Origin of the sequence: Streptomyces sp. NPDC088194 (genome assembly GCF_040702025.1) — a bacterium.
Taxonomy (GTDB): Bacteria; Actinomycetota; Actinomycetes; order Streptomycetales; family Streptomycetaceae; genus Actinacidiphila.
Window position 1 is genome coordinate 1 of the sequence record NZ_JBFBIV010000148.1, and the last position, 13,361, is coordinate 13,361.

8 protein-coding genes are annotated in these 13,361 nt (G+C 72.8%); 5 read left to right on the plus strand and 3 right to left on the minus strand.

Annotated elements, in window-relative coordinates:
* The first annotated feature begins 220 nt into the window (after positions 1-220).
* From dxs to AB0399_RS38445, 5 genes are all read left to right on the plus strand, one after another.
* Positions 221-2,176 (plus strand): 1-deoxy-D-xylulose-5-phosphate synthase, encoded by a 1,956-nt coding sequence (dxs, locus tag AB0399_RS38425; RefSeq protein ID WP_329363849.1) that lies wholly within the window; start codon positions 221-223, stop codon positions 2,174-2,176.
* 255 nt (positions 2,177-2,431) lie between these two features.
* Positions 2,432-3,934 (plus strand): amino acid permease, encoded by a 1,503-nt coding sequence (locus AB0399_RS38430; protein ID WP_366414441.1) that lies wholly within the window; start codon positions 2,432-2,434, stop codon positions 3,932-3,934.
* Between the two features lie 164 nt (positions 3,935-4,098).
* Positions 4,099-4,965, plus strand: coding sequence for a thioredoxin domain-containing protein (locus AB0399_RS38435; protein ID WP_328470448.1), 867 nt, complete (start codon positions 4,099-4,101; stop codon positions 4,963-4,965).
* Between the two features lie 280 nt (positions 4,966-5,245).
* Entirely contained in the window at positions 5,246-6,982 is a 1,737-nt protein-coding gene (locus AB0399_RS38440; protein ID WP_366414442.1) for a peptidoglycan-binding protein, read from the plus strand.
* Positions 6,979-8,070, plus strand: a complete 1,092-nt coding sequence (locus tag AB0399_RS38445; RefSeq protein WP_366414443.1) for an SPFH domain-containing protein — start codon at positions 6,979-6,981, stop codon at positions 8,068-8,070. The genes AB0399_RS38440 and AB0399_RS38445 overlap by 4 nt, the downstream gene beginning before the upstream one ends.
* A 184-nt stretch (positions 8,071-8,254) precedes the next feature.
* On the opposite strand, the gene AB0399_RS38450 is transcribed toward AB0399_RS38445, so the two are convergent.
* The 3 genes from AB0399_RS38450 to AB0399_RS38460 all read right to left on the minus strand — a co-directional run bounded on the left by AB0399_RS38450 (position 8,255) and on the right by AB0399_RS38460 (position 13,180).
* Positions 8,255-10,381 (minus strand): 3-hydroxyacyl-CoA dehydrogenase NAD-binding domain-containing protein, encoded by a 2,127-nt coding sequence (locus AB0399_RS38450; protein WP_366414444.1) that lies wholly within the window; start codon positions 10,379-10,381, stop codon positions 8,255-8,257.
* Complete coding sequence (locus tag AB0399_RS38455) at positions 10,378-11,598, minus strand: acetyl-CoA C-acyltransferase (protein WP_329363840.1); 1,221 nt, start codon at positions 11,596-11,598, stop codon at positions 10,378-10,380. The genes AB0399_RS38450 and AB0399_RS38455 overlap by 4 nt, the downstream gene beginning before the upstream one ends.
* 328 nt (positions 11,599-11,926) lie before the next feature.
* Positions 11,927-13,180, minus strand: coding sequence for a ribonuclease D (locus AB0399_RS38460; RefSeq protein ID WP_366414445.1), 1,254 nt, complete (start codon positions 13,178-13,180; stop codon positions 11,927-11,929).
* Between the last annotated feature and the right edge of the window lie 181 nt (positions 13,181-13,361).

Sequence of the window (13,361 nt, forward strand, 5' to 3'; positions counted from 1 at the left end):
GCCCGGACCACGGTCCGGGCGCACCCGGCGCTGCGTCGTACGGCCGTGTGGCGGTCGTACGGCCGTACGGGCGCGCCCGCGCGGGTACCGGCCGGAACACAGCCGGTGACATATCTCGCACGGGTCGGCGGACGCTCCGGTATCCGGAACATTAGACTCGCTGAATGGCCAGATCGGCCCGCCGCGACGGACAAGTGCGCGCTAGGAAGAGGAGGCACGGGTGGCACTGCTGACCCGTATCAACGGACCCCGCGACCTCGACCGGCTCAGCCCGCAGCAACTGGTGGAACTCGCCGAGGAGATCAGGGACTTCCTCGTCGACGCGGTCTCCAAGACCGGCGGCCACCTCGGCCCGAACCTCGGCGTGGTCGAGCTGACCATCGCGCTGCACCGGGTCTTCCACTCGCCCGCCGACCGCGTCCTCTTCGACACCGGCCACCAGGCGTACGTGCACAAGCTGCTCACCGGCCGTCAGGACTTCGCGAAGCTCAAGAGCACCGGCGGCCTGTCCGGGTACCCCTCGCGCGCCGAGTCCGAGCACGACGTGATCGAGAACAGCCACGCCTCCACCGTGCTCGGCTGGGCCGACGGCCTCGCGAAGGCCAACGAACTGCTCGACCGCGACGACCGGGTGGTCGCCGTGATCGGTGACGGCGCGCTCACCGGCGGCATGGCCTGGGAGGCGCTGAACAACATCGCCGCCGCCAAGCACCGCCCGCTGGTCATCGTGGTCAACGACAACGAGTGGTCGTACTCGCCGACCATCGGCGGCCTGGCCAACCACCTCGCCACCCTGCGCACCACCGACGGGTACGAGCAGTTCCTCGCCCGCACCAAGGAGGTGCTGGAGCGCACCCCGCTGATCGGCAAGCCGCTCTACGAGACGCTGCACGGCGCGAAGAAGGGCCTGAAGGACTTCGTCACCCCGCAGGGCATGTTCGAGGACCTGGGCCTGAAGTACCTCGGCCCGATCGACGGCCACGACATCGACGCGGTGGAGTCCGCGCTCCAGCGCGCCAAGCGCTTCCGCGGCCCGGTCATCGTGCACTGCATCACCGAGAAGGGCCGCGGCTACACCCCGGCCGAGCGCGACGAGACCGACCGCTTCCACGGCATCGGCCCGATCCACCCCGACACCGGGCTGCCGGTCGCGGCCGGCGGCGCCGACTGGACCTCGGTCTTCGGCGACGAGATGCTCGAACTGGGCAAGGAGCGCGAGGACATCGTCGCGATCACCGCGGCGATGCTGCACCCGGTGGGCCTGACGAAGTTCGCCAAGGCGTTCCCCGAGCGGGTCTACGACGTCGGCATCGCCGAGCAGCACGCCGCGACCTCCGCGGCCGGCCTGGCCACCGGCGGCCTGCACCCGGTCTTCGCGGTCTACGCCACCTTCCTCAACCGCGCCTTCGACCAGGTGCTGATGGACGTCGCGCTGCACAAGTGCGGCGTCACCTTCGTGCTGGACCGGGCCGGCGTCACCGGCAGCGACGGCGCCTCGCACAACGGCATGTGGGACATGTCCATCCTCCAGGTGGTGCCCGGCCTGCGGATCGCCGCGCCGCGCGACGCCGACCAGGTCCGCGCGCAGTTGCGCGAGGCGGTCGAGGTGGACGACGCGCCGACCGTGGTGCGCTACTCCAAGGGCGCGGTCGGCCCCGCGGTCGCCGCGGTCGGCCGGATCGGCGGGATGGACCTGCTGCGCGCCCCCGCCGAGGGGACCAAGCGCCCGGACGTGCTGCTGGTCTCGGTCGGCGCGCTCGCCCCGATGTGCCTGGAGATCGCCTCGCTGCTGGACGCGCAGGGCATCACGACGACCGTGGTCGACCCGCGCTGGGTCAAGCCGGTCGACCCCGAGCTGCCGGCGCTGGCCGCCCGGCACCGGGTGGTCGTCACCGTGGAGGACAACGGCCGGGTCGGCGGCGTCGGCTCGGCCGTCGCCCAGGCGCTGCGCGACGCCGAAGTGGACGTGCCGCTGCGGGACTTCGGCATTCCGCCGCAGTTCCTGGCGCACGGCTCCCGCAAGGACGTGCTGGCCGCCATCGGGCTCACCGCGCCGGACATCGCCCGCCAGGTCACCGGGGTGGTCGCCACCATCGACGGACGGTTCGCCGACGAGGCGGACAGCGCGGGCGCGGTCGCCACGGCCGACGCGGCCGACGAGGTCAGCCAGGACTGACCGCCCGCGGCCGTACGCCGGCCCGGGCCCGTAAGCCGGCCCCCGGGCCGCCGTACACCGGCCGGGCCGGGGCGCGAGCCGCCGCGCGGGCGCACCGCGACACATGCAGGGGGTTCACCCGCAGGGGTGGACCCCCTGCACCGTGGAGGGACGCTTAGGCGCGCCTTTACGGGTGAGGCGATCCACCGGAGTGGAGTAACGAGCACCGCCTCGGGACCGACCGGGGCGGTGCGACGATCCGATGGAGGTGCGCTCGTGGACTCCGGCACGCGTGAGGCGACGACGCGGCGGCAAGGGGTGTTCCGTGCCAAGACGATCGAGGAGTCCATCGCGGACACCGAGGACCCCGAGCACGGACTGCGAAAGGAGCTGTCGGCGCTCGACCTGATCGTCTACGGGGTCGGCGTCATCGTCGGCACCGGCATCTTCGTGGTGACCGGCTCGGTCGCCAAGCAGTACGCCGGCCCGGCCATCGCCCTCGCCTTCATCGCCTCCGCGGTGGTCTGCGGCCTCGCCGCCCTCTGCTACGCCGAGTTCGCCTCCACCGTGCCGGTGGCCGGGTCCGCGTACACCTTCAGCTACGCCTCGATCGGGGAGCTGCCGGCCTGGATCATCGGCTGGGACCTGGTGCTGGAACTGGCGCTCGGCGCGGGCGTGGTGGCCGGCGGCTGGTCGGGATACGTGCGGAACCTGCTGTCGAACGTGGGCATCACCGTGCCGCAGCAGCTCAGCCACTCCAGCGGCCACTACGGCTTCGACATCCTCGCGGCGGGCCTGGTGCTGGTGCTCACCGCCATCGTGATGGCCGGCATGAAGCTGTCGGCGCGGGTCACCGGCCTGGTGGTCGCGGTCAAGGTGACCGTGGTGCTGCTGGTGATCTTCGCCGGGCTGTTCTTCATCACCGGCAGCAACTACTCGCCGTTCCTGCCGCCGTCCAAGCCGAACACCAGCGGCGGCTCGGACCTGCACGCGCCGCTGGTGCAGGTCATGTTCGGCTTCACCCCGTCGTCCTTCGGCGTGATGGGGATCTTCTCCGGCGCCGCGGTGGTCTTCTTCGCCTTCATCGGCTTCGACATCGTGGCCACCGCCGCCGAGGAGACCCGCCACCCGCAGCGGGACATGCCGCGCGGCATCTTCGGCTCGCTGGTGGTGTGCACCGTGCTCTACGTCGCGGTGTCGCTGGTGGTCACCGGCATGCAGAAGTACTCGGAACTGGACACCAGCGCTCCGCTGGCCAGCGCGTTCAAGGCGGTCGGGGCGCCCTTCTGGTCCGGCCTGATCAGCTTCGGCGCCGCGGTCGGCCTGACCTCGGTGGTGATGATCCTGTTGCTGGGCCAGACCCGGGTGTTCTTCGCGATGAGCCGGGACGGCCTGCTGCCGCGCGCATTCTCCCGGGTCCACCCGCGGTTCGGCACCCCGTACCGCACCACGGTGCTGCTCGGCGTGATCGTCGCGCTGATCGCCGGGCTCTTCACCGTCGGGCAACTGGAGGAGATGGTGAACATCGGCACGCTCTTCGCGTTCATCGTCGTCGCCATCGGCGTGATCGTGCTGCGGCACACCCGTCCTGACCTGCCGCGCGCCTTCCGGGCCCCCTGGGTGCCGGTGCTGCCGGTGCTGTCGGTGTGCGCGTCGCTGTGGCTGATGATCAACCTCAGCGTGGAGACCTGGCTGAGGTTCGCCGGCTGGATGCTGGTCGGCTTCGCGATCTACTTCGGGTACGGCCGCAGCCACAGCAGGCTCGCCCGGCGCGACTGACCGCCCCGGGCCCGCCGTGCCGACCGACCCGAGTCCGCGCCGCCGACCGCCGGAGCCCCCGGCCGTCGGGGCAACCGACCGCCGGGCCACCCGTTTTCCGGGGTGGGCCGGACCGGTGGTAGAAATGCGCGAGAGCAGTGCGGGACGATCGAGGTGGCGTAGTCATGACGGAGTCCAAGGGACCCGGCAAAAGCGGCGGTGCGGCGGCGCCGGCGAAGAAGAAGCGGAAGGGTCCGCTCGCCAAGGTGCGGCCCTATGCGGTCGGCATCATGGCGGTGGTGGTGGTCTTCGGCGGCTCCGCGCTGATCGGCGCGCACGTGCGCGCCTCCAAGGACGACAAGGTGTCGGCCCCGACCGGCGCGGTCGGGCCCGCGGTGGTGCCGACCGGCCCGGTGAGCCTGAGCAGCACCGCGAGCCCGAGCCCCAGCGCCAGCAGCGGCCCCAACCTCCAGGTGGCGGTGCGCCCGGCCATCCCGGTCACCGTCACCATCTACGAGGACCTGCGCAGCCCCGACTCCAAGGCGTTCGCCGAGGAGTACGAAGCGGTCCTGCGCCAGATGCTCACCACCGGCCAGGTCCAGATCCACTACCAGCTCGTCACCTCCTCGGACGCGACGTACGGCGGCAAGAGCTCGCAGTACGCCGCCAACGCGGCCGCCTGCGCGCAGGACCAGGGCCGCTTCACGCAGTTCGTGCAGGAGATCTGGGACCACCAGCCGGACCCGCACAGCCACGACCTCGGCAACGAGAAGCTGATCAAGACGCTCGCCCACAAGGCCAAGAAGATCAAGATGGCCAACTTCGAGCCGTGCATCGAGCAGGGTGACCACAAGGGCTGGGTGATCAAGTCGCAGGCCGACTTCGCCCGCTCCGGTCTCGGCCAGCTGCCCGCGCTGGAGATCAACGGCAAGCAGGTCAAGAACGTGCGTACCTCGCTCACCCCGGACAAGCTGCGCTCCATGGTGAACAAGGAGACCAAGCGCGTGATCGCCGTGCAGGCCACCCCGAGCGCCTCACCGACCCTGAGCTGACGCTCCGTCGGGCACCGCGCCGTCCGGCGCGACCCGCACCCGCGCACCGCCCGACACGAGCCGCCCGGCGTCCAACGCCCGGCGGCTCGTGTCGTTTCCCCGCGGTCGCCCGGTGTTCTCCCGCGCTTTCCGGTGAGTTCGGCTCCGGTGGGGAGCTCCCCGCGATCACGACGATTCACACCTTCGGTCAAACAGCTTTCCCGCTTTGCCAACTTTCAGGCGAAATCGGGTAATGAAGGCATGTAGGCATGTGACGCCTGATCGTGGAGGAGTGGTGCGCGTGTCCATACCGGTCTTCGAGGACGTCGAGCCCCTGCCGAGCTGCGGCTGCGAGGACTGCGCGCGCCGCAGACTGGCCGCTTCGGCGGCCCGTGACAGCGCCGCCCCCGTCGGGAGCGCGGCGCGGGCGGTCGTCGCGGCCGCAGCAGTCGGCACCGCGCTGGGCGGCGCCACCGTATGCGCGGCCCCCGCCGCGACCGCCACGGCGAGAGCCGCCGCCGCGACGAGCACCGCCGCCACGGCGAGTGCCGTCGCCGCTGGGCCCATGGCGCTCACCCGCGCGCAGATCCTGGAGCGGGCCGAGACCTGGGTGTCCGCGAAGGTGCCGTACAGCATGACGTCGTACTGGAAGGACGGCTACCGGCAGGACTGCTCGGGCTTCGTGTCGATGGCCTGGGGTCTGAACACCAACGCCTGGACCGGCGACCTCGCCCGTTACGCGGTGCGGATCACCAAGACCCAGCTCCGGCCCGGCGACGTCCTGCTCTTCGACAACGCGGCCGACCCGGTCAAGGGTTCGCATGTCGTGCTCTTCGGCGGCTGGGTCGACGACGCCCGCACCGAGTACACCGGGTACGAACAGACGATGCCCGGCACCCGGGTGCGGAGCATCCCGTACGCGTACTGGTCGAACTCCGCGAAGTACGTGCCCTACCGGGACAAGTACCTGGCCGCCAAGAGCGAGCCGCCGGGGTCCGGCGCCGCCTTCCCGGGGCGCGGGGCGTTCGGCCCCGGGGCGAACAACGCGTCCGTCACCCGGCTGGGCAGGATGCTCGTCGGCCGCGGCGCACGCGGCTACTACCGGGTGGGCCCCGGGCCGAAGTGGGGACAGGCCGACGCCCGGGCCACCGCGGCCTTCCAGCGAGCCCAGGGCTGGACCGGCGCGGACGCGGACGGCCTGCCGGGACCCACCACGTGGAAGTACCTCACCGACCACCGCGGCAAGGACATCGGCGGCACCCCCGCGAAGAAGGCGCCGACGGGCACGACGGCGCCGACCGGCACGCAGGCCGCGACCACGACGACCGCCCCCGGGACCCCCGGGTCCGTGACCGCCTCGGCTGGGACGCCCGGGTCTGTGACGGCCGCGACTACGGTGACGGTGCCTGTTGTGGGCGCCTCGGCTGGGACGGCCGGGTCCGTGACTACGGCGACTACGGCGGCGGTGCCTGTTGTGGGCTCCTCGGCTGGGACGGCCGGGTCTGTGACTACGGCGACTACGGCGGCGGTGCCTGTTGTGGGCGCCTCGGCTGGGACGGCCGGGTCTGTGACTACGGCGGCTACGGCGGCGGTGCCTGTTGTGGGCGCCTCGGCTGGGACGGCCGGGTCTGTGACTACGGCGGCTACGGCGGCGCCTGTTGTGGGCTCCTCGGCTGGGACGCCCGGGTCCGTGACCACGACCGGCGCCACCACGGCCGGGACGACCACCGCGCATGCCGTCGGCGGCGGAGCGCCCGACCCCGGCCCGGCGTCGCTGCCCGGCCCCGGCCCGGTGTCGGCGCCGCACTACCCGGGCCAGGGCGCCTTCCGTCCCGGCCGCAGCAGCGCCGACGTGCTGGCCCTGGGCACCCGCCTGGTCGCCAAGGGCTTCGGCACGCACTACCGGGTCGGCCCCAGCCGTACCTGGTCCGAGGCCGACCGGCGCAATGTGGAGGCGTTCCAGCGCGCCCTGGGCTGGTCGAGGCGTGACGCGGACGGCCGACCCGGCCCCGAGACCTGGAGGCGACTGTTCACGTGACCGCGCCGAGCGCTTTCCCCGCCCCCGGACCGAGCGACCCGCCGCCGCCCCCGCGGGCCCGGCCCCGTACCCCGACCGCGGGCACCGCCCGGACCTCGGACACCGCCCCGACGATGGCGCTGCCCGCCGGCACCGTGCCCTGGCAGGCCCGCGAGACCGAGCCGGACCGAGAGGCGCCGGGCGGCGGCGAGCACGCCTGCCGCGCGCTCCCGGACACCTTCGTGGAGCGGCCCGGGCCGTGCCTGCCCGGCTGGGTCGCGGTCCTCACCGCACTCGCCGCCGCCTGCGCCGCGGCCGCGCTGCTGTGGCGGGCCGGCGCCCTGCCCTCCTGGCTCGACGGGCCGTTGCTGCCGCGCTCGCCCCGCACCGGGGCCGGCGGGCCGCTGTGGGCGGGCCTGGTCCCGCTCGCCGCCGTCGTGCTGCTGGCGCTGTCCGGGCTGGCCCGTGGCCGCCCCGGCAGCGTCCGCGTGCTCAGCCGCTGCGGGTCGTACCGGGGGACCGTACGCGGCACCGGGCTGCTGTGGATCAGCCCGCTGCTGCACCGCCGCCATGTCGATGTGACGCTGCGGCACTGGCGCAGCCGCCCGATCGACGCCGTGGACGCCCACGGCACCCCGCTGCGGGTCGAACTGCTGCTGGTGTGGCGGGTGCGGGACACCGCGAGAGCCGTCTACGCGGTCCGCGACCACGGCCGGTTCCTGCGCGAGGCGGTCGAGGCCGCCGTCGCCCGTGTCGCCGCCCGGTACCCGGTGGACGACTTCCGCGGCGAGCGCCCCACGCTGCGGGAGTGCGAGCGCGTCGCCGACGACCTGACCCGGCTGATCGCCGCCGAGGTCCGCGCGGTGGGCGTCGAGGTCTTCTCGGCCACCCCGGTCCGGATCGACTACGCGCCCGAACTGGCCGCCGCGATGCGGCGGGCCCGGGTCGCGGCGGTCGACGCGAAGCGCCGCAAGGCCGCGCTCGACGACGTGCTAGGCGCGGTGGGGGAGACGCTGCGCGGGATCTCCGAGCGCGGTCTCGGCCAGCTCGACGAGTACGAACGCAAGGCGCTGGTCCGCGACTTGACGGTGGCACTGCTCACGTCCTGAGCGCGTCCGGCCGCGCGCGGTGAGGTGCGCGTGCGGGACGAGCCCGCGTCCGCGGCTGGTCGGGGTGTGCGGCCGGTCAGGGTGCCGCGCCCCCCGGCTTCCCGACGGCCTCGGCCCGCGCCGTGGCAACGAACGTGCCCGGTCCTCCGTCGAGGAGGCCGGGCACGTTCGTCATGGGGGTCTGCTACGCGGGGACGCTCGCGACGCCGGGGGCGAGGAACGGCTTGCCGTTCACCCGCTCGGAGACGCCCTCGCGGTCGAGGTAGGGGGTGATCCCGCCGAGGTGGAAGGGCCAGCCGGCGCCCGTGATCAGGCAGAGGTCGACATCCTGCGCCTCGGCCACGACACCGTCCGCCAGCATCAGCCCGATCTCCTGCGCGACCGCGTCCAGCACCCGCGCGCGCACCTGCTCCTCGCTGAGCACGGAGTCGCCCTGCTTCAGCAGCGCCGCGACCTCCGGGTCCAGCTCGGGCGCGCCCGAGTCGTAGACGTAGAAGCCGCGCTTGCCGGCCTTGACCACGGCCGCGAGGTTCTCCGAGACCGTGAAGCGGTCCGGGAAGGCGCCGTGCAGCGTCTCGGAGACGTGCAGGCCGATCGCCGGGCCGACCAGCTCCAGCAGCACCAGCGGCGACATCGGCAGCCCGAGCGGCTCGATCGCCTTCTCCGCGACCGCCACCGGGGTGCCCTCGTCGATGATGTTCTGGATCTCGCCCATGAAGCGGGTCAGGATGCGGTTGACCACGAACGCGGGCGCGTCCTTGACCAGCACCGCGGTCTTCTTCAGCTTCTTCGCCACCGCGAAGGCGGTGGCCAGCGACGCGTCGTCGGTGCCCTCGCCCCGGACGATCTCCAGCAGCGGCAGCACCGCGACCGGGTTGAAGAAGTGGAAGCCGACCACCCGCTCCGGGTGCTCCAGCTTCGCGGCCATCTCCGAGACCGACAGCGACGAGGTGTTGGTCGCCAGGATCGCGTCCGGCCGGACCACGGCCTCCAGTTCGGCGAAGACCTGCTGCTTGACGCCCATCTCCTCGAAGACGGCCTCGATCACGAAGTCCGCGTCGCCGAACGCGGTCGCCTTGTCGAGGTGGCCGGTGACCAGTGCCTTCAGCCGGTTCGCCTGGTCCTGGCCGATCCGGCCCTTGCCGAGCAGCTTGTCGACCTCGCCGTGGACGTACCCCACGCCCTTGTCGATCCGCGCCTGGTCGATGTCGGTCAGCACGACCGGCACTTCGAGACGGCGGACGAAGAGCAGGGCGAGCTGGGAGGCCATCAGGCCCGCGCCGACCACGCCGACCTTGGTCACCGGGCGGGCCAGCGACTTGTCGGGGGCGCCGACCGGGCGCTTGCCGCGCTTCTGCACCAGGTTGAAGGCGTAGATGCCGGCCCGCAGTTCGCCGCCCATGATCAGGTCGGCGAGCGCGGTGTCCTCGGCCTCGAAGCCCTTGCGCAGGTCGCCGTTTTTCGCCGCGGCGATGATGTCCAGCGCCCGGTACGCGGCAGGCGCGGCGCCGTGCACCTTGCCGTCCGCGATGAACCGGCCGAGGGCCACCGCCTGGTCCCACGCCTCGCCGCGGTCGACCTCGGTGCGGACCACCTCCAGCTCGCCCTTGAGCACCGCCGCGGTCCAGGCCAGCGACTGCTCCAGGAAGTCCGCGGCCTCGAACAGCGCGTCGGCGATGCCGAGTTCGTGCACCTGGGCGCCCTTGAGCTGGCGGTTCTGGTTGAGCGAGTTCTCGATGATGACGGTCACCGCGCGGTCGGCGCCGATCAGGTTCGGCAGCAGGGTGCAGCCGCCCCAGCCGGGTACCAGGCCGAGGAAGACCTCGGGCAGCGAGAACGCGGGCACCGACGCGGAGACCGTGCGGTAGGAGCAGTGCAGGCCGATCTCGACGCCGCCGCCCATCGCGGCGCCGTTGTAGTACGCGAAGGTCGGCACCGCCAGCGACTGCAACCGCTTGAAGACGTCGTGGCCGCCGCGGCCGATGGCCAGCGCGTCCTCGTGCCGCCGCAGCAGCTCCACGCCCTTGAGGTCGGCGCCGACCGCGAAGATGAACGGCTTGCCGGTGACGCCGACGCCGACGATCTCGCCGTCCGCGGCCTCCTTCTCGACCTGGTCGAGGGCGGCGTCGAGGTTCGCCAGCGACTGCGGGCCGAGCGTGGTCGGCTTGGTGTGGTCGAAGCCGTTGTCGAGGGTGATCAGCGCGAACCGGCCCGCCCCCGGCAGGTCGATGTGGCGCACCTGGGCGTCGGTGACGACCTCGCCGGGGAACAGCTCGGCCGCGCCCTTCAGCAGATCTGCGGTGGAACTCACTTGCCGCTCCCGTCGAAGTTCGGGTTCTCCCAGATGACCGTGCCGCCCATGCCGAAGCCGACACACATGGTGGTGATGCCGTAGCGCACCTGCGGCTGGTCCTCGAACTGCCGGGCGAGCTGGGTCATCAGCCGCACCCCGGAGGCGGCCAGCGGGTGGCCGTAGGCGATGGCGCCGCCGTACTGGTTGACCCGCGGGTCGTCGTCGGCGATGCCGTAGTGGTCCAGCAGGGACAGCACCTGCACCGCGAACGCCTCGTTCACCTCGAACAGGCCGATGTCGTCGATGCCCAACCCCGCCTTGGCGAGCGCCTTCTCGGTGGCCGGGATCGGGCCGATGCCCATCACCTCCGGCTCCACGCCCGCGAAGGCGTACGACACCAGGCGCATCTTCACCGGCAGGTCCAGCTCGCGGGCCACGTCCTCGGCGGCGAGCAGGGAAGCGGTGGCGCCGTCGTTGAGCCCGGCGGCGTTGCCCGCGGTGACCCGGCCGTGCGGCCGGAACGGCGTCTTCAGCCCGGCGAGCTGCTCCCGGGTGGTGCCCGGCCGCATCGGCTCGTCGGCGGTGGCCAGCCCCCAGCCGGTCTCGCCGACCTCCGGGTCGGTGCGGCGGATCGCGATCGGCACCAGGTCCTGCTGGATCTTCCCGTTCGCGTACGCCTTCGCGGCCTTCTCCTGGCTGCGGACGGCGTACTCGTCGGCGCGTTCCTTGGTGAGCTGCGGGAACCGGTCGTGCAGGTTCTCCGCGGTCATGCCCATGAACATCGCGGACTCGTCGACCAGCTTCTCGGAGACGAACCGCGGGTTGGGGTCCACGCCCTCGCCCATCGGGTGCCGGCCCATGTGCTCCACGCCGCCGGCCAGCACCACGTCGTACGCGCCGAAGGCGATGCCGCCGGCGGTGGTGGTCACCGCGGTCATGGCACCCGCGCACATGCGGTCGATCGAGAAGCCGGGCACGGTGGTGGGCAGTCCGGCGAGGATGCCGGCGGTACGGCCGAGGGTCAGCCCCTGGTCGCCGATCTGGGTGGTGGCCGCGACGGCGACCTCGTCGACCTTCGCCGGGTCGAGGCCGGGGTTGCGCCGCAGCAGCTCGCGGATGGACTTGATCACCAGGTCGTCGGCGCGGGTCTCGTGGTAGATACCCTTCGGGCCCGCCTTGCCGAACGGGGTGCGGACGCCGTCGACGAAGACGACCTCCCTCGCGGTACGAGGCACGATGCTCCCTTTGATTGTGTTCGCTCGCCTCCGGGCGCTTCGACCCGGTGTCGACGGTCGTCGCTCCCGCGCTCGTTCCTCGCTTGTCGCTCCTCCACTTTCGACACCGGCGCGCCCTTTGGCTCGCTCACCGGCGAACCCGGGTGGATGGTGACCGTGCGGGTGGACGTACTCCGAGGAGTGGACGCGTCTGACGCACCCAATGCTACTCATGGGTAACCCATGTGCCTACTCCTACCCCGGCATGCGGCGCAGGTCACACCGAAGAGCCGTCCGGTGGACGGCGGTTCGGGTGTTACTGAGGGTTACTCGGAGGTCGTGCCGAGGGCTATTCGGCGGCCGGGGCGGGCGGCTGGGTGGTGAGCGCCTGGGTGAGCAGGGGCGTGTTGAGGGCGACCTGCCAGGGCCGGGCGCCGAGGGAGGCGAGGGCGTCCGCGACGGCCTCGGGGGTGATCGAGGACGGCGGCGCCCAGCAGATCCGGCGGACGGTGTCCGGCGTGACCAGGTTCTCCTGGGGGAGGTTCAGCTCCTCGGCGAGCGCGGAGACCGCGGCGCGGGCCGCGGAGAGCCGGGCGGCGGCCGCCGGGTCCTTGTCGGCCCAGGCGCGCGGCGGCGGGGGGCCGGTGTACGCGGCCGTGGGCTGCGGGAGTTCGCGCTCCGGCAGGGCCCGGGCGCGGTCGATCGCGGCCTGCCACTGCTCGAGCTGGCGGCGGCCCATCCGATGGCCGAAACCGGGCAGCGCGGCGAGCGCGTGGACGTTCGGCGGCGTCTCCAGGGCGGCGGCGACGATCGCCGCGTCGGTGAGCACCCGCCCGGGGGAGACGTCCCGCTCGCGGGCGGTACGGTCCCGCGCCTGCCACAGCTCGCGCACGATGCCGATCTGCCGGCGGCGGCGCACCTTGTGCATGCCGGAGGTACGGCGCCAGGGATCGACCCGGGGAGGCGGCGGCGGGGCCGCGGCGATCGCGGAGAACTCCTGGAGCGCCCAGTCGAGCTTGCCCTGGCCGCGCAGCTCCTCCTCCAGGGCGTCGCGCAGGTCGACCAGCAGCTCCACGTCGAGTGCCGCGTACCGAAGCCACGGCTCCGGCAGCGGCCGGGTGGACCAGTCGACCGCGGAGTGGCCCTTCTCCAGCGTGAAGCCCAGTACGTTCTCCACCATGGCGCCCAGGCCGACCCGGGCGAACCCGGCCAGCCGTCCGGCCAGTTCGGTGTCGAACAGGGAGCTCGGCCGCATGCCCAGCTCGAACAGGCACGGGAGGTCCTGGGTGGCGGCGTGCAGGACCCATTCGGTGCCGTCCAGCGCCTCGCCCAAGGACGAGAGGTCGGGACATCCGACGGGGTCGATCAGCGCGGTCCCTGCCCCGGTGCGGCGCAGCTGGACCAGATAGGCCCGCTGTCCGTACCGGTAGCCGGAGGCGCGCTCGGCATCGACGGCGACCGGACCGGAACCTGCGGCGAACGCCGCGACGACTTCTGCGAGGGCCTCCGGGCTGGCGGTCACCGGCGGGATTCCCTCGCGCGGGTCCAGCAGCGGGACCGGCGCCGATGATTCCTGGATTGCGGTCTCTCTGGCGTCGGTCACCTGTCAAGGGTAGCCGTGGTGAGCCGCCGTGGTGGATCTCCGTCGCAGCACGATTGCCGACCGGCCGACGTCACGGCCGGGGACGGGGGGTGTCGAGGCGGTGTCCGGCAGGCCGCGGCGGGCCCGGGGGGGGCGGGACGGCCCCGGGCCCCCCACGGGGGCCCGGGGGGGGGGGGGGTGC

Bases quoted from the DNA above. Each gene is read 5' to 3' on its own strand.
- AB0399_RS38435 (WP_328470448.1), top strand. From the start codon at position 4,099: ATGACGGAGTCCAAGGGACCCGGCAAAAGCGGCGGTGCGGCGGCGCCG.